Raw genomic sequence first — 22,663 nt, 5'->3', positions numbered from 1 at the left:
TATAATAACTATAGCTTTTATAATATATTACGAAGGCGGTCATTCTGATTTTCGTGTACCCTCAACGTTATCCAAAGAGGAGGAACGTCCCGTGAAACTGGATCAGACGGATATGAAAATTCTTTCCTACCTGCAGGAAAACGGCAAGCGGTCTTACAGTGAAATTTCCCGTTATATTGATGTGAGTGAAGGAACCGTGCGGTCGCGGATTAATAAAATGCTGGAAAATGAAGTGTTTGAATTCATTATTCATACGAACCCTAATAAGGTTGGATTGTATGTACAGGCTATTATCGGGTTCTCCACAAAACTGGGGGAACAGGACAATATCGCCAAGAGCCTGCAGCAGTTCCCCGAAGTACGATTCATCGGCGCATTTTCCGGAAAGCACGATTTAATTATTCAGGCCTATTTCGAAGACAATGACAGCCTCGTCCGGTTTGTGAATGAGGAACTGGCGCATATTGACGGCATAGTAAGCGCGGATGTTAACGTGGAACTGAAACAGTATAAAGATTCGTTTTCCTATGTTATCCGGCAGTGACTGTCCGTAATCTGTATAAAAAGAGTCTTGCAGGGAATAATCTCATATGATACTATTGTGTTTGTCGGCTGAGAGAACAGCCTGCGCCATACGGAGGAGTACCCAAGTTCGGCTGAAGGGAGCGGTCTTGAAAACCGCCAGGGGGTTAACGCCCCGCGGGGGTTCGAATCCCTCCTCCTCCGCCATTTACATAACAACTACGCGATACATAACGAATAACTAATCAGACAGGACACGGTCGTAAAAACCGTGTCTTTTTTTATGCGGCATAAAGGTTCTGCCCGGCAGTGTCCAATCGGCGGCGAGTCCTTCGCTGATGCAGAAAGTCGTACGATGGAATACATGCACGGCGGGTTTAAACCTTCCAAAATCGGGAAGCATGCACGTAGTGTCTGTAGTGTTCCGCCGAAGACATGCGAGCGGATAACTGGACATCATTTTTGGAAGCAGGTTACGATGAAAGTGCTGGAATGAAATGTAACATAATGAGAGAAAACATTTTGCTGCAGAAAGGATGAATCATATGAACGTTCTTGTTGTCGGCGCAAACGGCCAGATTGGTAAACATCTCGTATCTTCGATTCAAAACAGTGATAAGCTGAAAGCCAAAGCGATGATCCGTAAAGAGGAACAGGCGTCTTATTTTAAAGAGCTTGGCGCAGAAACTGCCGTGGTTGATCTTGAAAGCAGTATCGATGCCATCGCCAAAGCTGCTGAAGGGATGGACGCCGTCGTGTTTACGGCCGGTTCCGGGCCGCACACCGGAAAAGATAAAACAATGATGATTGATCTGGATGGAGCGGTAAAAACGATCAAGGCGGCGGAACAGGCCGGAGTGAAACGGTTTGTGATGGTCAGCTCGTTTGATACGAGCCGCGAAGCCATTCTCGAAGCTCCTGAATCATTCTCGCCGTATGTCGCCGCGAAACATTACGCCGATGAATGGCTGAAAGCATCCGACCTGGATTATACCATCGTGCAGCCCGGCATGCTGACCAATGAAGAAGGAACCGGCCAGGTGCAGGCACAAGTGGAAGTGGACCGCGGGGAAGTGCCGCGGCAGGATGTGGCAGACGTCATCACCGCCTGCCTCGAAAACGATTCAACGATTGGAAAACAATTTCAGCTGGTAGGCGGCAATACGCACATTAAACAAGCGGTCAACTCTCTCTAAACTGATTCGAAAATATGGATGACGATTATCTCCCTGATTTGTGATGTCAGGGAGATATTTTATATAAAGTGTTTCATGTTAAACCACGCCTGTTGATTTACCATATAAAGGAATGGGGAAGGATTCTATGAGGAGGGTGCATCTGTGATCAAAGCATGTATCCCCCCCTTCTTTTTCGTTGGACGGAGCCGTCTGCCCGACTCCAGCGGGAGAAGCGTCAGCCGAAGATCACCGGGTGATTTTCCCGGTAGCTGAGGCGACGCCCTGCGGCTAAGGAGACACTGGGAGAACGACCGACGGGAGTTCGAGCAGATGTCGCTCTTGTGCCCGGAGGGTGAAAGCGGGCAGGAAAGGCGGAGTCCAACGAAACGCTTCCTATATTTGCATAATCAACAGCCGTGATGTTAAACCTTCAAAATCTATTTACATGAATAAATAAGAATTGATAAGTTGACATAAGAAAATGTTAGTAATGGAGGACTTATGAGAAAATTTATAGCTTTGGCTGTTCTATTTATGGGGACAGTTGGAATGGCATGCAGTGGATCCGACGTCGAGGCGGCGAATTACTCGGATGTTTCGGATGAATTTTGGGCGGATGAAAGCATTCGTTCTTTATCGGAACAAAATATAATCAGCGGTTATCCGGATGGAACTTTTCAACCAAATCAACCAATTACACGTATTCAGGCGGCTTCTATGATTGTAAAAGCATTGGATCTTGAGGTCACTGACCGTCCCGATGCTGCTTATGAAGATATTTCCGCTGAATATGACCGAAAAAATATTATTAATGCCGTGTCGGAAGAGGAAATCATGTCCGGAAACGGGGAGATATTCCGTCCGGGAGAACATATTACCCGCGCCCAAATGGCTGTGGTTCTGCAGAATAGTTTTGACTGGGAGACCTCCGGGCAGGAGAGTTTCAGCGATGTTCCAGCGGATTACTGGGCTATTGAAGCGATCAGCACGGCAGTTTCGCAGGATATTACAACAGGTTATGAAGATGGGACTTTTCGTCCCGGGAACGCGACCACCCGGGCTCAGTTTTCTGTATTTCTTCAAAACGCATTAAGCAGCGGGGAAGAAGAGCAAACCTCGAATGAAGCTCAACGTGGAGTCGAAGTGAGCAAGGATGACTGGACATATACGATAAAAGATCATGAAATCATCCGAACCAATTCCGCGGGTCAGACAGAAAGGGTATTGGCTGCTGACGAGAGAAATCCTCGAATAAAAGAAGGAATGGTTCTGTTAGAAAAAGGGGATTGGATATATTATTTGTTAAGTGACAGCACAGAAGCTGGTTCCAACAGAGAGATTTATCATTTACACCGCGTACGCACAGATGGAAGTGATGAGGAAAAAGTACTCGATGAATCGGTCAATAATCCTCACATCTATGAAAATCATTTGTACTACGTTGGATACGATCAACAGGAGAACGTCACCTCTTGGAAGAAGGCGGAGCTGGATGGTTCCAACCGGGAGATAATTTTCGAGGACGATTTTAAAGAACGGGAAAAAGGATATGAAAATAATGACGACGACTATTATGTCTTCGAGAGATATAAAGACCGGATGTATTATAGTAACAAAGGTGAGACGTTTCATATGAATATGGATGGTTCCAACAAAGAACGTATTATGGGAATGAATTCCTTTGATTTAGAGGTCACAGAAGGACTTATCTTTTCAGGCTCCCCTGAAGGTTTGTTGGCCATTAACCCGGATACGGATGAGCGGACGACGATTCGAGGCGGTGATTTTTATGACTTCGTAGCTTTTGGAAATGATATATTCGCTTTTGAAAGATCCTCCGGACTATTTCGCTTTGATGGCGATGAACGGACTTGGAACTCGGTTGAAAAAGAAATAGGGGGCTGGTCTTTAGAATACGCCACCGCTCGTACGGAAAAAGCAGGAGACGATGGATTGATGGCTTTCACCCATGCGTATGGAGACAATACTTATTTACTTGGCATCCGTGATGGAGACATTGTCGTGCAGGAAACGCTGAACCAGGGATATGAACAGATGCAGACAGAGATGGAGAACCAGGAAATAGAGATTCATTTGAAAAATGCGGAGGAAAGCAGCAGGGAAAGCTATCGTATCGATCTTGAAAAAGAATTAATAGAATCAATAGACGAGGAATAGAGGTCTTACGGAAACAAGAGGGTCCCAATGTGTTTGGACCCTCTTGTTTTAAATTTGTATACTGAACCCTGGTATTTTACGGTCTTTGCGCAGTTTTTAAATGCTTTAATATCGCTACAATCAGAAAGCTGACAATAACAAGCAGCAGCCACGAACTTATTTTTCCGAGGTGGACGATATCCCATCCACTCTGCTGGTGCGGATAGCTCCAGCCGCCTAAAAAGGTTACGATATTTTCCGCCACCCAGATGAAAAACCCAATCAGAACAAACGCCAGGGACAACGGCATTTTGTAGGTCGAGGATCTTACTGTGAAGAACACCATGGTACGCAGAAACACAAAAAGGGTGAGGATTTTCAGAATCCAGCGGACATCATAGATAAAGTGGTGGGTGTAGAAGTTGAAATAGATGGCTGCACTGAGCAGCATTACTGACCATGTCGGCGGCCAGTGGGTAAGGTGGAGATTAAGCCTCCGCCATGCCTGACACATGTAACTTGCCACACTGGCATACATAAACCCGCTGTACAGCGGCACTCCGTACACTTTTGTCACGGCCTCCTCCGGATAACTCCAGGACCCCATGTGTACTTTGTACAATTCGAGCGCCAGTCCGATAAGATGAAACACACCAATCACTTTCAACTCATCCATCGTTTCCATGCGGGAAACAAGCATCAGTGCCTGCGCCGCTATACAAATCAGAAAAATCAGGTCATACCGTGCCAGTCCGGGAACACTAACCACCTGAGTCAGGCCGAGACTGAGAAAAATAACAAGGGGAAAAACACAGGACTTCGCCTGCTCCCATCCAAAGTAGAATAACTGCCTCATTATGTATCATCCTAGATTGACTTCTATTTGATTCCATCTTATAACAAATTCTGTTTAAAACATAGGGACTAAAAACATCGTAATAGAAAATACAGAAAATTATATTGACATTCAAAAGTTTTAGAACGTATACTAAAATCAATCTAATCGATTAGATTTCCTTAGGAGTGGAGAAGTTGGTCACTATTAAAGATATTGCCAGGAAAGCAGGAGTCTCCGTTGCAACTGTATCATACGTTTTGAATGACCGGCCGGTCAGCGATGAAATGAAAGCCAAAGTTCTCAAAGCAATTGATGAACTGAATTATGTTCCCAATGAGATTGCAAGGCGCTTGAGAGTGAAGAAAAACCATACTATTGCGTTAGTACTTCCTGATATCACGAACCCTTTCTATCCTGATCTTGCAAAAGGTTGTCAGGACGTAGCAAAAGAAAATGGTTTTACATTAATTATGATTAATACCGAAGATAAAGAAGAACAGCTTTCTGGTGCTGTTAATCAAGTTCGGCAGGGAGGAATTGATGGTCTCATTTTAGCTAATGCCATGGAAAAAGATATGGCGGAAGTTGAGTCTTTGCTGGAAACTCCGATACCAGTCGTGTTTGCACATCGTAGTATAGAAAGTCTTGCTGTAGATTCTGTAACCGCTGACAATTACTCTGGAGGGTATGAAGCTGCCCGCCATCTCATAGCAAACGGACATGAAAAAATAGCGTTTATTGAAGGACTGCTGGGATCAACTGTAAGCATTAATCGAAAAAAAGGTTTTGAAGCAGCCATGAATGATGCAGAACTGCCACTGCGACCGGATTGGATCGTGGAAGGAAAAACGGATTACGACACCAGTTACAACGGAGTAATGCAATTACTAAATTCTTCAAGTAATGATAGACCAACTGCCATTTTTTCCAGTTCAGATCTTATGGCTGTAGGTGCTATGGACGCCGTCAAAGATGCAGGGATGTTTATTCCTGATGATGTTGCTATTATAGGCTACGATGATTTATTTATGACCTCTTCGCTGCAGTTGACTACTGTGCATGTACCGAGATATGAGATAGGTAGACAGGCCATGCAGATGTTGATCGAAAAAATTAATGATAAGGATACCAATGAATCATTTCAGAATATTGTTCTCGATACCAGCCTTATTGTTCGAAATACATGTGGCAGTCAAAGGGTTTATTAAACAAGCCGAACTTTCTTTTTTATTAAATCTAATCGATTAGATTTTTAAAATTTCTGAAATGAAAACGAATACAAAAAGTTATGAGTATTGGTTGAGCTGGTTTTTACATGTTTTATTTATTCTATTACATGGAGGTATAAAAAATGAGAAAAAGCAATGTATTGGGTTTATTGGCGGTACTGTCTTTCCTGTTCCTTTTAGCAGCATGTGGTTCAAGTAGCAGTGATAATGCGTCAGGAGGAGATGAAAGCGGGAACGCAGGATCCGATAGTGAAGAAGGTTCAGAGCAGGAAGCAGAAGTAGATTATCCAACCAAACCGATTGAAATTGTTGTCCCATGGGCTGCAGGGGGAAGCAGTGATCAGACGGCCCGTGCCCTGGCTGAAGCTATGAGTTCGAATATTGATCAGAATGTAACGGTAACAAACCGGGAAGGGGCAGGTGGTACGATCGCAACAGCTGAAGTTGCACAAAGCCAGCCGGATGCCCACACGATCCTTCTGGATGCAGTTGGTGTATTCACCACTCAGCCTCATTTAAAAAATGTCCAATATTCAATTGATGATTTTAAAGCTATTACGGGATTGACCTATGAACCGATTGTATTAGCAGTAAACGCTGATTCCCCATGGGATTCAATCGAGGATCTTGCTGCCGCAAAAGAGGAAGGCACACAAATTTCATATGGACATTCCGGTGCCGGCGGCTTACCGGATCTGGCCCAAGCAGGATTTTTTGATCAAGCCGGGATAGAGGCAGAAAGTATTGCTTACGAAGGACAGAATCCGGCGGTTTCCGCTTTGCTTGGAGGACATGTAGATACCATTGCCGCTCATCCCGGAAGCATTATGCAGCATGTAGAATCAGGTGACATCAAAATTCTTGGAGTCTTTTCCCCGGAACGTTACGAAGAACTTCCGGATGTTCCAACATTTGAAGAAAAAGGATATTCGATTGATATGAGTGTCTGGAAGTTTCTGCTCGTGTCCGAGGAAACACCGGATGATGTAAAAAATAAATTAACAGAAATTGTAGAGGAAGCTATGGCCAGTGATAGTTATCAACAATTTCTGGAAGATGCCAATCTCACGCCGATGGATTTAAGTGGGGAAGAAGTTGTAGAAAGATTAAAGGACAATAAAACACAGCACGGTGAAATTATTGAAAACATGGGTCTTTCCGCAGAATAATTATAAATTTGCAAAAAGGATGAAGGGTGTTCATACCCTCATCCTTATTTTCCAGGAGGAGTTATAAGTGGCATCCAAAGAGCGTTATATCTGGCTTTTTCTATTTATGATAGGAGTATTGACCTGGAAAGTACTTATTCCAACTCAAGTACAAGTGAATCAAAATTCTTCTACGTATGGACCTGCGTTTTTTCCCAATGTTCTGGCTGTAGCTGTCATTATTATCAGCGCTTTGTCATTTATAGGAACGTTCACAAAAAAATCGGAGCATAGAGAAGAGATAAAGGAAAAGGATGAAGAGAAGGGAAGTAAATGGATTGGTATTATCGTTTTTATCATCATGGCGGCCTATGTCTACATCATTGAAACCATTCATTATATTCCTGCAACCATTATTTCAATGCTGCTTATTATGTGGGTACTTTCCGTAAGAAAGTGGTATCTGTATGTCTTGATGGTAGGAATTATTTTTCTGGTTCAGTACATTTTCGAAAAACTTTTGTACATTCAACTTCCTTAGTATAAATATGTAAAGGGTGGGTCCCGTGGAAGTAATAGTAAACAGTTTAATCGATGTTTTCACCTTTAATAATATTCTAGTCATTTTCCTTGGAGTATTCGCCGGTTTCATATTTGGTGCCTTGCCAGGATTAACCGCCACAATGGGTGTGGCATTAATGCTTCCGATTACTTATGGCATGTCACCGACTCTGGCGATGATGGCGCTGCTTGGCATGTACTGTGGAGGAACATATGGAGGCTCTATCTCAGCTATCTTAATTCGTACACCTGGAACACCGGCGTCTGCAGCCACGGTAATGGACGGTTATGCACTCGCTGAAAAAGGTAAAGCTGCTGAAGCCCTCCGTATCTCCTTGTTTGCATCAGTCTTTGCAGGTGTATTCAGTGGCCTGGCACTGCTGTTGATAGCTCCTCAGCTGTCAAAATTCGCACTGGAATTCGGCCCGGCAGAGTTTTTTGCGTTAGCGGTATTTGGTTTGACGATGATCGCAAGTATCAGTAGTGACAATCTGAGAAAAGGGGTCATCATGGGAATATTCGGGATGTTTGTATCCACGATTGGTATTGATCCGATCGGCGGCTTGTCCCGCTTTTCCTTTGGCAATGATGAACTGATCGGTGGTATCAATCTTATCCCGGCTCTCATAGGATTGTTTGCGATATCTGAAATCATAAATAAATCGCAGACAGCGCATATCAAATCAAATGAGGAAGTCAGTAATGTAAAGAAAGCAGCCTCATCGATAAGAACGTTTTTTAAACATTTCAAGACGATTGTTAAATCAAGTGCCATAGGAACGTTTATCGGTTCGATTCCAGGGACTGGACCGGCTATTGCCTCCTTTCTCAGTTATAACGAAGCTAAAAGATCTTCGAAAAACAAGGAAGAATTCGGAAAAGGGTCCATGGACGGTATCGCAGCGGCTGAAGCAGGTAATAACGGGGTAACCGGAGCAACGCTGATTCCTCTTTTGACATTGGGCATTCCGGGGGATACCGTGACGGCGGTGATGCTTGGAGCTCTGATGATGCAGGGACTTGCCCCCGGCCCGCAGTTATTCCAGACTTCGGCGGACATGATGTACACTATTATGTTTGGGTTGATTCTGGTAAATATCATGATGCTGTTCCAAGGATATTTTGCTGTGAAATTCTTTGCGAAGATAAAAAATATCCCCGTTAATATGCTGCTTCCCAGTTTGTTGATTCTTTGTTTCATAGGTTCATTTGCAGTAAATAATACTGTTTTTGACGCGAAAGTCATGCTTGTTTTTGGATTAATCGGATTTATAGCTCCAAAATTCGGTTTCCCTGTTACACCGATGCTGCTCGGCATTGTACTGGGACCGATAGCAGAAACCTCTTTCAGACAAGCTTTATCAGTATCCAGAGGAGACTGGATGATTTTTGTTACCGAACCTATTTCGCTTGTGTTTCTTTTATTATCCTTATTATCCATTCTGCTGCCGGTCATTCGATCATTAATCAGTAAAAAAACAAACGAGAAAGCTTAATCAAAAGGAGTCTAAGAAATGAAAATTATTGATGTCATACCTCATGTACTAACAACGCCGCTGGAGGAACCTTTTTCTTTTTCTCAGGGGTGGGTAGAAAAGCGCAGCACGGTTATTACAGAAATCGTTACAGATGAAGGAATAACCGGCTGGGGTGAATCCCTCTGTCACGGTCTCCAGCCTCCTGAGATTGCAGCTTCCTTTATAAAATACTGCTTTAAACCTCTCCTTATTGGACGAGACCCCTTTGATGCAGAAGTCTTGTGGGAGGAAATGTATAATATCTCGCGGCCTTATGGACAGGCCGGAGCCGCGGTGAATGCGATAAGCGGTGTCGATATAGCGGTTTGGGATGTTATAGGAAAAAGTCTGGAGAAACCGGTAAGCAAATTGATTGGCGGTAGATTTCGAAACGAAATCGTTCCTTACGCTACAGGTTTTTACCGGAAAAAGGACCGGGATGATATAGAAGCGGGGATAGAAGAAGCCAAGAGTCATTTAGCAAAAGGTTTCAACGCTTTTAAGCTGAAAACCGGATTCGGCGTGGAAGCAGATCTTGAATATATTCATGAAATCCGGAAAGCTGTCGGCAATGAGCCAAAGATTATGCTGGATGCTAATGGCGCATATAACGCAACGCTTGCGCGGAGAATTTTACTGGAAAGCGAATCTGATAACATTCACTTTTTTGAAGAACCACTGCCGCCGGAAGATTTAGAAGGATATAAACAGCTTAAAAATCTAACAAGAACCTATGTCGCTGCCGGAGAAAATATTTTCGGTAAAATAGGATACCGGCACTGGATTTCAGGTGGTGCATTGGACATTCTACAGCCTGATCTATGTTCTTCCGGAGGTTTTACGGAAGGGAAGAAAATTGCAGCTATGGCACAGGCCTATAATACAATGCTCATTCCTCATGTGTGGGGATCGGGTATTGGCCTTGCGGCATCGATGCAGTATATAGCCTCGCTGCCGCCTGTTCCTTTATCACTGAACCCGATGGAGCCGTATCTTGAATATGATCAATCTTCTCATCCGTTCCGCGAAGATCTGATATATGATGCGGTCCGGATGGAAAACGGAAAAGTCAAGATCCCTGAAAAACCCGGCATAGGGGTGGAGGTCAATCGGGATGTTATCAATGAGTACAGTGTTCAGGTGTTTCAGTAGCTTTGATGAAATGGAGGTGAGGCGGAATGAAAGAACAAAAGGTCATCGTATTCGGTGTGGATGGTTTAATTCCGGAATTGGTTTACAAATTCGCGGAAGAAGGACATCTGCCTAACATGAATAAAATGTTAAAAGAGGGAGTAGACGCTGCATTACTCCCCTATATTTCAACATGGGGGGATGTAAACTGGGTATCATTTCTGGCGGGTCAGCCTCCCGGAGACAGCTGGAAAGGACAGAATGTATCAAAAGAGAATGAAAAGAACCTTCTTGGCAGAATGGAGGAAGAGAACAAACAAGCGGCTTTGGTCCACTTTCCTCAGACGCTGTCCACGGAAGGAACGAGTCATTTCTGTTTTGCGCCTTATTACGCAAATCCTTCTTTTGAAGCGGCACCGTCAGCTGTGTACACTACAAATCCAGGTAAATGGCCGGAAAAAAGAGTGAACGAGTTTCTGGGATGGCCCCCGGTCGGGACGCTTGCTCATCACATCAAAAGCAATCGGTTCCCTGTTGAAAAAACGGACGAAGGCTGGGTATTTTCCATCTCTCTTCGCAGCGGCGGTCAAGCAGTGATCACTGTAAAGCCGTTCACTCAGGATAAGGTAATTATGATGCTGCCGGGAAGCCGGTCTGTGGAAATCAACTTCAATGAATGGAGTGAGTGGGTAACACTGCCGCTTGAAGATGGTACAAACGGGATGACACGATTCAAGCTTGTTCATTATGACCGGGAGAATCAGGAGATGGATCTGCTCCAGTCGCAGATAACAATAGAAGGCGGACTGTCCAACGATGCGGAACTCGAAGGATATCTTTTGAACCGGTGCGGCCCTTTTATTTCTAACTGGACAGTCACGGCGTCTCCGGAAGAAAAGTATCACGAAACAAGCTTTGAAGAAGGAAAGTATCAGGCCATGTGGTTGGCGGAAGCGGCTCTTGGACTGCTGGAGGAAAAAGACTATCATTTATTTGCCACCGTATTTCGGTTAAATGATGAAACCCATCATACAAGTCTCGGAAAATACGACCCTGCTTCTCCATTTTATACGCCGGAAGAAGCTCCGCTGTATGAAGAGAATATGAGGAAAAGCTACGAAGTACTCGATCAGGCGGTCGGAAAAATCCTAAAAGATAAGCAGGAAGACACGACGTTAATCGTTGCTTCAGATCACGGTGATGTGCCGAATCATTACTTCTGTGATGTACACAAACGGCTCGAAGAATGCGGTCTCTGTGTACTGGATGAAGAAGGAAAGCAGGTTCAGAGCGAATCCAAAGCTTATCTAAAGGATGAAAGGGGAGGCATGGAAGTATTTGTGAACCTGCAGGGCAGAGAGCAAAACGGAATCGTGCCGCCGGAAGAATACGAAGAAGTACAGAACGCTATCTTTCGTACACTGGCCGCCTGGTGCCATTCCACCGGTAAAAAAACACTCCCGGTGACCGCTCTGACGATAAAGAAACAGGATGCTGCTATCATCGGCTACTGGGGTGCGGATGTGGGAGACGTTATATTTGCGTATAATAAAGGATTTGTCTGGGGCAAAAATAATAAAGACGTGACCGCACCGGTCTCCGGCCCGGGAGCGAACCACGGTCCCCAGATTCCAACAGCTTCGACAAATCATTCTTCCAATTTAGGCATAGCGATGTTTTATGGGACCTCTGTAAACAGCAGTTTTCCATCCGCGCACAATGATGCCCCGTTTTCCATGGCGCAGGCCGGACAAACTATTGCTAAACTGTTAAAAGTCGATAAAAGAGACACCCTTGACACCAAAGTGTTGAAACACCCCATATTTTAAGTGCAGAAAAGTCTGTGGCTGTCATCAGCTGCAGACTTTTTCCTTTATTCCGGCTTGAATTTTTTCCGTGAAATCTGTAGAATATAACCTACCAAATGGTCGGTAGGTAATGTAAAAAAAGAAGGTGAAACGATGGAGAAACGACAACAGATTCTTGAAGGTGCTTCCAAGGTGGTTTCGGAGCGGGGGCTGCATCGTCTGACGCTCGATGCCGTGGCGAAGGAATGCGGAATGAGCAAAGCCGGACTGATTCATCATTTTCCAAACAAAGAAGCGTTAATCACGGCGATGAATGATCAGGTCGCCGCCCGTTTCGCCGGAAGCATTGAAAACGCCTATGAACAGGAACCTTCCTATAACAAAGCATATCTGAAGGGTTCCATGAAGGAACTCAACAGCTCGGATCTGTTGAATGTCAGCAACAGTCTTCTCGCTGCCATCGCGACCAACCCGGAATTAATCCAGCCCTGGAATGAGGCATATAAAGAAATGGATGAAAAAATGAAACAGGACGGCGTTTCCGATGAATTGGCGTCAGTTGTGCGGCTTGTCAGTGACGGGTTGTGGTTTGCGAATATGTTCGACCTGCAGCCGTTGTCCGAACAGGAACAGGATCATATAAAACATTATCTTTTTACGTTGATCGAGAAGGAAAAGGACAGGTGAAGGGGAGTGGTTGAATGATGGAATATATTCTGCTTGCGGTGTCCGCTGTTGGTATGGGGTATTTTCCTTTTTTTGAAATTTATCTTGCGATTCCGGCTGTCATGGTAGCGGGAATGAGTCCGGCATCTGCAGTCCTATGGGCGGGTATTGGAAATTTTGCAGCGGTGCCGACCATTCTCTTTTTTTATGAACAGTTATGCAAAATCCCACGCCTGGAGCGCTGGATGAACCGATTGGAGCATAACCGGTTCCGGGGAAAGATCGAGCGGTACGGCGGTCTGGTGGTACTGTTAACTACGGTGATTGTTGGAGTCTGGGCTGTAGCAGCCGTTTGCCGCTCTCTTGGAATGAGCCGAAAAAAGCTGATGCTTACCTCCGGCATCAGTATTTGTCTGTACGGGGTATTAACAGCGTATTCCGTGCAGGCCGGACTCGACTGGTTTCAATAAATAAACCTTGTATATTTCTTTCGTTTCTTGAAAGAAATAATATAAGGATGTTTACAAAAAATACGGTACGGGGTATAGTGTAAACGGGAATAATATAAAGGAGGCGGAACCCATGTACCTGAAATATTTTTATGACAATGAACTGGCACAGGCGTCCTACATGGTCGGCTGTCAGAAGACCGGGGAAGCGGTGGTGATCGATCCGTCCCGGCATGTTAATCCATATCTTCAGATTGCAGAAGAACAGGGATTCACCATTACCGGCGCGTTGGAAACACACATCCATGCGGATTTTGTATCCGGGGCGGTGGAACTTTCCGGCCGGACAGGTGCAGTGATCTATCACTCCGCAGAAGGGGAGGAAAACGGCGGTTATGCCTTTGCCTCCAGTCTGAATACAAAAGCAGTGCGCGACAAAGACAGAATTCACGTCGGCAATGTGTGGATGGATGTGCTGCACACCCCGGGGCATACACCGGAACATGTTTCTTATCTGCTCACAGACGGCGCCCATCCGGAAAAACCGATGGGGGTATTCACCGGTGACTTTGTCTTTGTTGGAGACGTCGGGCGTCCGGATCTTCTGGAAAAATCCGTTGGAGTAAAAGATTCCGCAGACGCCGGCGCAAGACAGATGTTTACCTCTATTCAGTTGTTCAAACAGTTTGAAGACTACCTGCAGATCTGGCCCGGGCACGGCGCGGGAAGCTCGTGCGGTAAAGCGCTTGGCGCCGTGCCGACCTCGACAGTTGGCTATGAAAAGATGTTTAATCCGGCATTCCAGCCGGAGCAGGAGCAGGAATTTGTCGACTTTCTGCTGGATGGCCAGCCGGAACCGCCGACTTACTTTGCCAACATGAAAGAAATCAATAAGTACGGGGCACCGTATTTATCCGATGTTCATTCCCCGGTGTTATTGTCCATCGATGCTGATGAAGTGGAGAAGCTGGCTGAGAAGGAAAATAACATGGTTGTTGATACGAGAAATCCGGCTGCCTATGCCCGCGGTCATATATCCGGCACGATCAATATTTCTTATCCGGAAGCGTTTACCGAATGGATGGGGTGGCTGACGGATTATGAATCGGATATTTACCTGATCGGCGCCGAAGCCGATCACGAAGCGATGCGGGATGCCCTGTACGGTATCGGAATGGATCGTATCGCAGGCTTCATACCGGCGGGCGTTGTAGAACGTGCCGGCCGTCTACGCACGTATGAAAACATCACGCCGACGGAAATGAAAGAGGAAAAAGAAAAGGGAAATATACGGGTGCTGGACGTACGGTTTCAGGATGAACGGGAGCGGGAGCGTATTCCGGGAGCGGAGCACATCATGCTCGGCCATCTGCCAGCCGGAACCGATGTGGATCTCCCGCCGAAAGATAAACCGGTAGCCGTGCACTGCGGTTCCGGCAAACGCTCCGCCATAGCCGCCAGCATTCTTCTGAATAAAGGGTACGATGTGAAGAATATGCTGGGCGGCATGATGAGGTGGAAAAACGAGAATCTGGAGACAGAATAAAAGCAGGGGAACCGGCTCTTATCTTTCATAAGGGCCTTCCCCGATATGCTTATAAGGGAATATTGACGGATCCTTCATGCCGGTGTATACTATACCCCATATGGTATGATAAGAGGTGAAAATATGGAATATACAGCAGAAATGAAAAATAGATTAAAGCGTGTCGAAGGACAGGTCCGCGGCGTACAGAAGATGATGGACGAAAGCAAAGATTGTAAGGAAGTTGTCTATCAGATGTCAGCCGCAAGAACGGCTTTGGATCGTGCGATGGCCCAAATTGTCGCAGAGAATCTGGAAGAGTGTATCCGCGAACAAATGGAAGAAGGTGGCGACACGTCGCAATATGTTCAGGAAGCGATAGAACTGCTCGGCAAAAGTAGATAAAAAAATAAATTTTTTTAACTTTCTATAATACCCGTAGGGGTAATAGTATATGAAGGAGTGTGAGTGTATGTTTTCGTCTATTTCAAAACTATCACCGCAAGAGGCGGAACAGCAGATACAGCGTGAAACGGTGAAGGTCATTGATGTACGTTCCCGGGAGGAAGTCAGGCAGGGAAAGATACCGCAGGCGGTAAATATTCCCTTGGATGAACTCGCGGAAAGAATGGAAGAACTGGATACGAGCGAACAGTATGTGATGGTGTGCCGTTCCGGGAACCGGAGCGCGAAAGCGGCAAAATATCTGCAGAAAAATGGATATGATGTAAAGAATATGACCGGCGGTATGATGAAATGGCAGGGGGATATAGAAGCGTAAGGAAGGGAGAGCACATGATGGAATACAGTATACTGTTTATCACTATTTTATTTCTCATTGGATTCGCGGGATCTTTTGTTTCCGGGATGGTCGGTATCGGCGGCTCCATTATTAAATACCCGATGCTGCTTTATATCCCGCCGCTTCTCGGCTTTTCTGCATTTACGTCCCACGAAGTAGCGGGCATCAGCGCCGTGCAGGTGTTTTTTGCCACGATAGGCGGGGTATGGGCCTACCGTAAAGGCGGATATTTAAATAAATCGCTTATTTTATACATGGGCATCAGTATTCTGCTCGGCAGTTTAATCGGGGCCCTGGGTTCCAATCTTATGAAAGATGACGGCGTGAACATGGTGTATGCGATCCTTGCCACGATTGCTGTGATCATGATGTTTATTCCGAAAAAGGGAAGAGAAGACATTCCGAACGATGAAGTGTCTTTTAACCGCCCCATTGCTGCCGGATCGGCTTTTGTTGTCGGCATCGGTGCCGGTGTTGTAGGAGCGGCCGGAGCGTTTATTCTCGTTCCGATTTTACTCGTTGTGTTAAAGATTCCAACACGTATGACTATTGCGACTTCTCTTGCGGTAACCTTTATTTCTTCGATCGGCGCAACGGCCGGGAAATTGATGACCGGACAGGTGCTGCTGCTTCCGGCGGCGGTGATGGTAGTTGCGAGCCTTCTGGCGGCTTCGCTTGGCGTAGCATTCGGGAAAAAAGTAAATACAAAAATACTGCAGGGCATCCTGGCTTTATTGATCCTGGCGACCGCCATTAAGATGTGGATTGCTATTGTGGGATAATAAAAGAAGGTTGACAGAATTATTTTTTCGGATTAATATACCCATACAGGTATATGTATATATTTTTTAGGTTTATATACCCCGTACCGTATATTTATATAGGAGGTAATACAATGAGCATGGAAGTCAATGAACGGGTGGATGCCAAAGGGCTGGGCTGCCCGATGCCGATTGTTAAAACGAAAAAGGCGGTAGAAACCATGAATGCCGGTGAGGTGCTGGAAGTCCAGGCGACAGATCGCGGGTCGCTTGCCGATCTCAAGGGCTGGGCGAAAACAACCGGGCATGAATACGTCGGCACGAGAGAAGCGGGTGATGTACTGTACCATTACGTGCGTAAGGCTGATCCGGAGGAAACGAAAGAAGAAACGCCGTTTCCTCATGAAGTCACCAACGAAGCATTAAACGAGGTCCGCACTCGGGACAATGTCACGGTGCTTGATGTCCGGGAGCCGGCGGAATACGGGTTTTCCCATATCCCGGAAGCGGTGTCGATTCCGCTTGGAGAACTGGAAGACAGAATGAAAGAGCTGGACTCTTCCCATACGATTCACGTCGTGTGCCGAACCGGCCGCCGCAGCAGCATGGCAGCCCATATGCTGCAGAGGAATGGTTTTGACCATGTCGTGAATGTGAAGCCGGGCATGTCGGAATGGGATGGCGTTCTAACGGAAGAAAAGGAATAAGAAAGGGGAAAAGAAATGGGAATTCAAGCCTTAACAGCCGCGGAACTGGCAAAGAAAGTCATGAACCAGGAGCCTTTATTCATCCTGGACGTACGAAATGAAGACGAATTTCAGGACTGGAGAGTTGAAGGAAAAAACGTGGAGGTCATCAATAAGCCGTATTTTGAACTGCTGGACGGGGTCGATGAGATTCTTGATCGGATTCCATCGGATAAAGAAGTCCTGGTCGTCTGTGCAAAAGAAGGATCATCGCAGTTTGTCGCAGATATGCTGGCAGAAGCGGACGGAGGGGATTATTTATACCTCCAGGGCGGCATGAAGACATGGAGTGAGCATATCGAGCCGGTCAAAGCAGCGGATCTCACCGATGGAGGGGAACTCTATCAATTTGTCCGGATCGGAAAAGGATGCCTTTCCTATGCTGTTATTTCGAACGGAGAAGCAGCCATTGTGGATCCGGTGCGATTGACCGATGCGTTTGCCTCTTTTCTCGAGGAGAAACAGGCCGTGCTGAAATATGCGGTGGATACGCACCTGCACGCCGATCATATTTCCGGAGGCCGTGACCTTGCCGAGCGCTTCGGCGCGTCGTACCTGCTTCCGGAAGCTGATGCCGGCGGGGTCACTTTTTCCTATGAACCGCTCGAAGACGGGAAAACATTAACGGTGGGGGGAACGGAGATAGACATTCAGGCTATGTACTCCCCGGGGCATACGATCGGCAGTACGTCGCTGATTGTCGATGATCAGTACCTGCTTACCGGCGACATTCTGTTCGTTGACTCTATCGGTCGTCCGGATCTCGCCGGAAAAGCTGAAGACTGGGTCGGCGATCTGCGCGAAACTCTGTACAGCCGCTACGCGGATCTTGATGGAGATCTGGTTGTACTGCCGGCCCACTTTTCGAAACATGAAGAACTTGATGATAACGGGCTTGTCATGGCGGAACTTGCCGATCTGTATGCCCGCAACCACGGGTTGAATATCGAAGACGAAGCCGCGTTCCGCCGGGCGGTAACCGAAAATCTGCCGCCCCAGCCTAACGCTTACGAAACGATCCGTCAGACGAACATGGGACAGGTGGAGCCGGCAGAAGAAGAGAAGACCGAAATGGAAATCGGCCCGAACCGATGCGCTGTATCATAAAACAAAAAGGTGAACATTTGAAATAAGTATTTTAACAAAGGAGAGATTTTTCATGGAAAGTAATAAAGTATTGAACGCCGAGGGGCTGGCCTGCCCGATGCCGGTAGTGAAGGCCAAAAAGGAAATTGATAATCTGAACGCCGGTGACATTCTTGAAATCCACGCGACTGATAAAGGAGCCGCGTCCGACATCCCGGCTTGGACGAAGTCATCCGGGCATGAACTCCTGCAGCAGGACAACGAAGGCGAAACACTGAAATTCTGGATCAAAAAAGCATAAGGAGGCCTTGATCATGGCAGAAGAAGAAAAGAACGGTACGACGATGATCGTCTTTGACGGCGATCTCGATAAAGCAATGGCAAGTTTCATTATCGCGACAGGCGCCGCGGCAATGGGCAAACAGGTAACAATGTTTTTCACTTTCTGGGGTCTGAATGTACTACGGAAGGAAAATGTACAAGGCGGCAGTGACAAGAAGTTCATGGAGAAAATGTTTGAAAAAATGATGCCGCGCGGCCCGGAAAAACTCGGTCTCTCCAAAATGAATTTCGGCGGCATGGGACCGAAAATGATGAAAAAAATGATGAAAAGCCATAATGTGTCCTCTCTTCAGGAAATGATAGAAATGGCGCAGGAGCTGGATATTAAGATGGTTGCCTGTACGATGTCGATGGACGTTATGGGATTAAAAGAAGAGGAGCTCATCGACGGGCTCGAATACGCCGGAGTGGCCTCCTACTTGTCCGAGGCGGAACAATCGAATCTTAATCTGTTCATCTAATGATAAGAAATGCGCTGATTGGAAGGAGAACGTAGAATGCAGGAGAAAAAATTTGATCCTGAAAAAGCAGAAAAACTGCTGGCAGAAGAACGAATCGATGTAGTAAAACCGGAGAATATCCTGGATCAGCTGGATATTTTACCCGGTGATGACGTGGCGGATCTTGGATCAGGAAACGGGTTATTCACGCTTTCCATTGCAAAAAGAACAGCAGGCGCAGTCTATGCGGTCGATCTCGAACCGAAGATGCTGGCGATGTTAAAAGAGCGGGCGGAACAGGAAAAGTTCCGCCTGCACTATGTAGAAAGTAACCTGGAACAGGTGGAGATGAAGGATGATTCCGTTGATAAAGTGCTGGCCGCTTTTGTCATTCATGAAGTGGAAAGTGTCAGCGGAACCTTAAACGAAATCAAACGGTTATTAAAACCAGGAGGGCAGCTGATGATTGTCGAATGGGAAGCAGTCGAAACAGAATCCGGTCCTCCGCTTTCCCACCGCCTTCCTTCGGATCACCTGCTCCAGATCATTCGTGATAATGGGTTTGAGGCAGAATGTTCTGCCTGGAAGGACGAGCATTATGTTATTAACGCCGTCCCGGCCGGTTAAGCATGCGTAGATTCATACTGCATTGTTTTTGTGGTGCCGGCGTGTCATCCTGCTTATTTGGCTTGTAAATTATAAAGTTCGGCTTGTAACAGGTTCCGTTTGGCCGGTAACTGTTACTGCTAGGGAAATTTGACCGTTTATTGCTGGACCGTATGGTCCACAAATTGACAGGCAGTCTGTCCGGGAACAGACGAAAGAAAGCAGGAGAATCGCTCTCCTCCTGCTATTGAAATTCTCCTGTTATGACATCTTTCACCATGTGATCATCAATAATGCGATGGCCACTTTGAGAACCATACATTAAACAATGGGTACACACTTTATTAATCAGCCTTGGGGTGCCGTTTGTGTACTGATGAATCTCCTCTATAGCTGCATCAGAAAAGATATCTGCCTGATTTCCAGCATACGTAAGGGAAGTCTTTATGTAGCCCTCGACTTCGGATCTGTCGTAGTGCGGAAGTTGGTACTGCAGGTCGATACGTTGGCGTATCGCCGCAAAAGACTGCAGTTTCAAACGATCCCAAAGCTCACTCTGCCCCACCAAAATGAGAGCCATCGGGCTCATCGCATCCATCTGCACATTGAGAAGGAATCGCACTTCCTCCAGCATCTCCCGATCTAATAAATGGGCTTCGTCTACAATCACGACAGGATAACGCCCTTGAACGCCTCTCATGATCTCAATCTGCTGGTGCAGCTGCCTTTTCGCATCTCCTCTGTAGAATTTTGCTTCGCATCCCAGCTGTTCTAACAACCCCTTATAAAAATGCCGGGGTGTAAGTTTGGAATCAGAGAGATACAAGGCCTGATACTGCTGGGGATCCAAGGTCTCTGTAAATCGTCGCAACAGGGTTGTTTTCCCGGTTCCCGCATCGCCTGTGACGATCATAAACAACTGATGGCTGGCCGCATATCGCAGTCGTCCTTGTACCTCTTCCAGACGTGGAGCCTGGTAAAGGGAAGAAGAAGGAATCGACCGACTGAAGGGCGTTGCTTGAAATCCATAAAAAGACTCAAACACGGGAATCCCCTCCTTCCGCAGCGATATAAGAAATGACGGGACGCTGGGCTTTTTGTTTTTCGGCCTCTGCTTGTTCAGCGGCTTCTAAAACCCGGGAACGGGTTGTCTCCTGTTTCGTTTGACCTTCCGGCCGTTTAGGACGAGCTCCCGCTTTGCGTCCAATCACTACCTCTGTTGCTTGCCATGGCTCATAATCAGCGTATTCAATCATCAGGGTTGTCACATCTGCTGGATCAAAAACAACATCTACCTGGCTTCCTATAAAGGATAAGCCCACTTCATATAGTGTTCCCTGAAAGCTGATGCATCCAGCCTTATCCACTTTTCGAGAGGTGGAATGAAGAAAAGCGTTTGTTATGGTTTCAACATCTTCAAAATGGATGGGCTGCGGGTCTTTTTGAAACGCGACTTCCGGTGTCCGTTCTTCCGGCAGTGCACTGTGCGGCCTTTGTTGATAACACTGCTGGCTCCAGGCATAAAACCGTCGGTTTAATACATCCAATGACTCCGGGGGATCCAGGCGTACTTCCTCGAGGAAAGCGTCCACATTGCGGTTAAATCGTTCGACTTTCCCTGTGGATTCCGGGGAATAGGGCTTCGCATACAGAAGCCGAATCCCCAGTTTCGCACACGTTCGCTTCATCCACTTGGTTCGGTACTGTTTCCCGTTATCAAAATAGACACGCTCCGGCACACCATAGGCATTGACGGCCCGTCGAAACCCCGTTTCAATAATAGATTGATCTAATATGGGATAGAACATACCGTGAATCAGAAAACGAGTGGCATCATCCAGAAAAGCTACCAGATACACCTGCTTTTTATCTCCATTCGGACCGATCGGAAGATAAGGACCATATTTAATATCGGAATGCCACAGCTGATTGCGGTGCTGATGCTGAAACCTCCTTGCGGCTACACCCGGATCTTGATACAAGCGCATATGCCGCGAACTGTATCCGCGCTTGGTCAACTGTTCCTGAAGTGTACTCCGCTTTATCTCCCCCGGTTGCAGATACCCTTCCCATTCCAGTACTTGAATGATTTGAGCTACGCTGCGGGACGGCACTTCCCGCCGTAAATAAACCGCCTGTTCCAGAACGGTTTCCGGAATGACACGACGTCCTTTTCGCCCATTCCCTTTCGGTTTCAGTCCCGTAAAACCCTGTTCCTGATAGGCTTGCACATATCGACGCAGCGTACGATCGGACCAACCGCTTTCTTTACTAATCCGACGTCGACGCTCCATCATTTCGGCCGAATCCAGACCACGTTCTACTAATGGAGCAATGACTTCCATTCGTTCGGCTGCTACGGCTTCTGCTTTTTCATGGGACGACATGAACATCCTCTCCTTTAAAAGAAATAATAATTCCTTTCAAGCATAGAGGATCCCTATCTGGACAAAAACGCAAAACGGGTATGTTGGTAAATATGAGTGTTTACTAACGGTTGGACAAGACGAACCAGCCACCCTTTTTTCACTCCCACCCATGGTCCCACGATCGAAAGTATGGACGAACCCGTCGGGGACAAAAACGAATTCGGCACCTGACGTCCAAACCGGTACAACAACGTTTGCAGCATAAGAAGTACCATTCGCAGCCAATGAGAGAATCCCTGTTTCCAACGAATCATCGTTGATGATTCCGCACTTACCACGGAATCATCCCTTTCCTGCTCCGCTATCGTATCCTCCATACAACAGGCATCATAATGCTTATGGGGAATCAATAGATCCGGCAGTTCATGGTGAACGGTAGAGCATTCCTGGCAGCGAAGGCGTCGGAGACGAAGGCGTGGAGAACTTCCATCCGCCTGCTTCCATATGCGGTTACGGCTGCCGATAACCCGAAGGGTTCCACGGCATACAGGACAAGGTAACACTTCCATACTTTTCACTAAAAAGAGTGGAATGCTCTGTCGGCAGTAGACGATACTGTGATATAATAAGCATATACTGTGATAAGAGACTTCGGTACTCGTGGGGACGAGTGGGGCCGGAGTCTCTTTTTTCCTTTCTATGGCTTCTTATGGACAGTATACCCGTCTATGGATGGACAGGCAACGCCGTCAGCAATCGGTCATTTGAAAACAGCATTAACA

The 22,663-nt window shown here is 46.5% G+C and carries 24 protein-coding genes and 1 tRNA gene; 21 read left to right on the top strand and 4 right to left on the bottom strand.

The features are described from left to right. Window positions 1-91 precede the first annotated feature (91 nt). The 4 genes from BM058_RS12110 (at window position 92) to BM058_RS12095 (ending at window position 3,878) form a co-directional block, all read left to right on the top strand. Entirely contained in the window at window positions 92-544 is a 453-nt protein-coding gene (locus tag BM058_RS12110; RefSeq protein WP_281244697.1) for an Lrp/AsnC family transcriptional regulator, read from the top strand. A 92-nt stretch (window positions 545-636) separates the two neighbouring features. Next, a tRNA-Ser gene (locus BM058_RS12105) sits at window positions 637-729 on the top strand. 338 nt (window positions 730-1,067) lie between these two features. Further along, window positions 1,068-1,718 carry an SDR family oxidoreductase gene (locus tag BM058_RS12100; protein WP_090927314.1) on the top strand — a complete coding sequence of 217 codons (651 nt, stop codon included), beginning with the start codon at window positions 1,068-1,070 and terminating at the stop codon, window positions 1,716-1,718. A gap of 483 nt (window positions 1,719-2,201) precedes the next feature. After that, entirely contained in the window at window positions 2,202-3,878 is a 1,677-nt protein-coding gene (locus BM058_RS12095; RefSeq protein WP_090927313.1) for an S-layer homology domain-containing protein, read from the top strand. A 76-nt stretch (window positions 3,879-3,954) separates the two neighbouring features. Here the strand turns inward: BM058_RS12095 and BM058_RS12090 are convergent, their stop codons facing one another. Beyond that, window positions 3,955-4,713, bottom strand: coding sequence for a DUF817 domain-containing protein (locus tag BM058_RS12090; protein WP_090927312.1), 759 nt, complete (start codon window positions 4,711-4,713; stop codon window positions 3,955-3,957). A gap of 176 nt (window positions 4,714-4,889) precedes the next feature. On the opposite strand from BM058_RS12090, the gene BM058_RS12085 reads away from it, so the two are divergent. The 17 genes from BM058_RS12085 (at window position 4,890) to BM058_RS12005 (ending at window position 19,533) form a co-directional block, all read left to right on the top strand. Then, complete coding sequence (locus tag BM058_RS12085; protein ID WP_143083021.1) at window positions 4,890-5,903, top strand: LacI family DNA-binding transcriptional regulator; 1,014 nt, start codon at window positions 4,890-4,892, stop codon at window positions 5,901-5,903. A gap of 143 nt (window positions 5,904-6,046) precedes the next feature. Beyond that, window positions 6,047-7,093 carry a tripartite tricarboxylate transporter substrate binding protein gene (locus BM058_RS12080; protein ID WP_090927310.1) on the top strand — a complete coding sequence of 349 codons (1,047 nt, stop codon included), beginning with the start codon at window positions 6,047-6,049 and terminating at the stop codon, window positions 7,091-7,093. A gap of 67 nt (window positions 7,094-7,160) precedes the next feature. Next, window positions 7,161-7,613, top strand: coding sequence for a tripartite tricarboxylate transporter TctB family protein (locus BM058_RS12075; protein ID WP_090927309.1), 453 nt, complete (start codon window positions 7,161-7,163; stop codon window positions 7,611-7,613). Window positions 7,614-7,638: 25 nt separating this feature from the next. Next, window positions 7,639-9,129 (top strand): tripartite tricarboxylate transporter permease, encoded by a 1,491-nt coding sequence (locus tag BM058_RS12070; RefSeq protein ID WP_090927308.1) that lies wholly within the window; start codon window positions 7,639-7,641, stop codon window positions 9,127-9,129. 18 nt (window positions 9,130-9,147) lie between these two features. After that, the gene (locus BM058_RS12065; protein ID WP_090927307.1) at window positions 9,148-10,302 is read left to right on the top strand and encodes a mandelate racemase/muconate lactonizing enzyme family protein; all 1,155 of its coding nucleotides are present in this window, start codon (window positions 9,148-9,150) and stop codon (window positions 10,300-10,302) included. A 26-nt stretch (window positions 10,303-10,328) separates the two neighbouring features. After that, complete coding sequence (locus BM058_RS12060; protein WP_090927306.1) at window positions 10,329-12,110, top strand: alkaline phosphatase family protein; 1,782 nt, start codon at window positions 10,329-10,331, stop codon at window positions 12,108-12,110. Window positions 12,111-12,242: 132 nt separating this feature from the next. Further along, window positions 12,243-12,776 carry a TetR/AcrR family transcriptional regulator gene (locus BM058_RS12055; protein WP_090927305.1) on the top strand — a complete coding sequence of 178 codons (534 nt, stop codon included), beginning with the start codon at window positions 12,243-12,245 and terminating at the stop codon, window positions 12,774-12,776. 14 nt (window positions 12,777-12,790) lie between these two features. Next, window positions 12,791-13,225, top strand: coding sequence for a small multi-drug export protein (locus BM058_RS12050; protein ID WP_090927304.1), 435 nt, complete (start codon window positions 12,791-12,793; stop codon window positions 13,223-13,225). A gap of 112 nt (window positions 13,226-13,337) precedes the next feature. Then, the gene (locus BM058_RS12045; RefSeq protein ID WP_090927303.1) at window positions 13,338-14,750 is read left to right on the top strand and encodes an MBL fold metallo-hydrolase; all 1,413 of its coding nucleotides are present in this window, start codon (window positions 13,338-13,340) and stop codon (window positions 14,748-14,750) included. A gap of 123 nt (window positions 14,751-14,873) precedes the next feature. After that, entirely contained in the window at window positions 14,874-15,134 is a 261-nt protein-coding gene (locus BM058_RS12040) for a metal-sensitive transcriptional regulator (protein WP_090927302.1), read from the top strand. 67 nt (window positions 15,135-15,201) lie between these two features. Continuing rightward, the gene (locus tag BM058_RS12035; protein WP_245736970.1) at window positions 15,202-15,510 is read left to right on the top strand and encodes a rhodanese-like domain-containing protein; all 309 of its coding nucleotides are present in this window, start codon (window positions 15,202-15,204) and stop codon (window positions 15,508-15,510) included. 17 nt (window positions 15,511-15,527) lie between these two features. After that, window positions 15,528-16,313, top strand: coding sequence for a sulfite exporter TauE/SafE family protein (locus BM058_RS12030; protein WP_090927354.1), 786 nt, complete (start codon window positions 15,528-15,530; stop codon window positions 16,311-16,313). A gap of 113 nt (window positions 16,314-16,426) precedes the next feature. After that, window positions 16,427-16,999: a sulfurtransferase TusA family protein gene (locus tag BM058_RS12025; protein ID WP_090927301.1), complete on the top strand. Its 573-nt coding sequence runs from the start codon at window positions 16,427-16,429 to the stop codon at window positions 16,997-16,999. A 15-nt stretch (window positions 17,000-17,014) separates the two neighbouring features. Continuing rightward, window positions 17,015-18,145 (top strand): MBL fold metallo-hydrolase, encoded by a 1,131-nt coding sequence (locus BM058_RS12020; protein WP_090927300.1) that lies wholly within the window; start codon window positions 17,015-17,017, stop codon window positions 18,143-18,145. 52 nt (window positions 18,146-18,197) lie between these two features. Next, window positions 18,198-18,425 carry a sulfurtransferase TusA family protein gene (locus tag BM058_RS12015; protein ID WP_090927299.1) on the top strand — a complete coding sequence of 76 codons (228 nt, stop codon included), beginning with the start codon at window positions 18,198-18,200 and terminating at the stop codon, window positions 18,423-18,425. Between the two features lie 13 nt (window positions 18,426-18,438). After that, the gene (locus BM058_RS12010; RefSeq protein ID WP_090927298.1) at window positions 18,439-18,927 is read left to right on the top strand and encodes a DsrE/DsrF/DrsH-like family protein; all 489 of its coding nucleotides are present in this window, start codon (window positions 18,439-18,441) and stop codon (window positions 18,925-18,927) included. A 36-nt stretch (window positions 18,928-18,963) separates the two neighbouring features. After that, on the top strand, window positions 18,964-19,533 hold the full coding sequence (locus tag BM058_RS12005) for a class I SAM-dependent methyltransferase (protein WP_090927297.1): 570 nt from the start codon (window positions 18,964-18,966) through the stop codon (window positions 19,531-19,533). A 223-nt stretch (window positions 19,534-19,756) separates the two neighbouring features. Here the strand turns inward: BM058_RS12005 and BM058_RS12000 are convergent, their stop codons facing one another. From BM058_RS12000 to BM058_RS18630, 3 genes are read right to left on the bottom strand one after another with little or no spacing between them, the layout of a single operon-like run. Next, complete coding sequence (locus BM058_RS12000; RefSeq protein ID WP_090927296.1) at window positions 19,757-20,557, bottom strand: ExeA family protein; 801 nt, start codon at window positions 20,555-20,557, stop codon at window positions 19,757-19,759. After that, the gene (locus tag BM058_RS11995) at window positions 20,550-21,899 is read right to left on the bottom strand and encodes a DDE-type integrase/transposase/recombinase (RefSeq protein WP_090927295.1); all 1,350 of its coding nucleotides are present in this window, start codon (window positions 21,897-21,899) and stop codon (window positions 20,550-20,552) included. Before BM058_RS11995 ends, BM058_RS12000 begins: the two co-directional genes overlap by 8 nt. Window positions 21,900-21,952: 53 nt before the next feature. Beyond that, window positions 21,953-22,450, bottom strand: coding sequence for a DUF6431 domain-containing protein (locus BM058_RS18630; RefSeq protein ID WP_245736968.1), 498 nt, complete (start codon window positions 22,448-22,450; stop codon window positions 21,953-21,955). Between the last annotated feature and the right edge of the window lie 213 nt (window positions 22,451-22,663).

Source organism: Salibacterium qingdaonense, from assembly GCF_900114715.1.
GTDB lineage: Bacteria > Bacillota > Bacilli > Bacillales > Marinococcaceae > Salibacterium > Salibacterium qingdaonense.
Note: the sequence above shows the minus strand (reverse complement) of the source record. Positions and strands in the feature narration are given on the sequence as shown.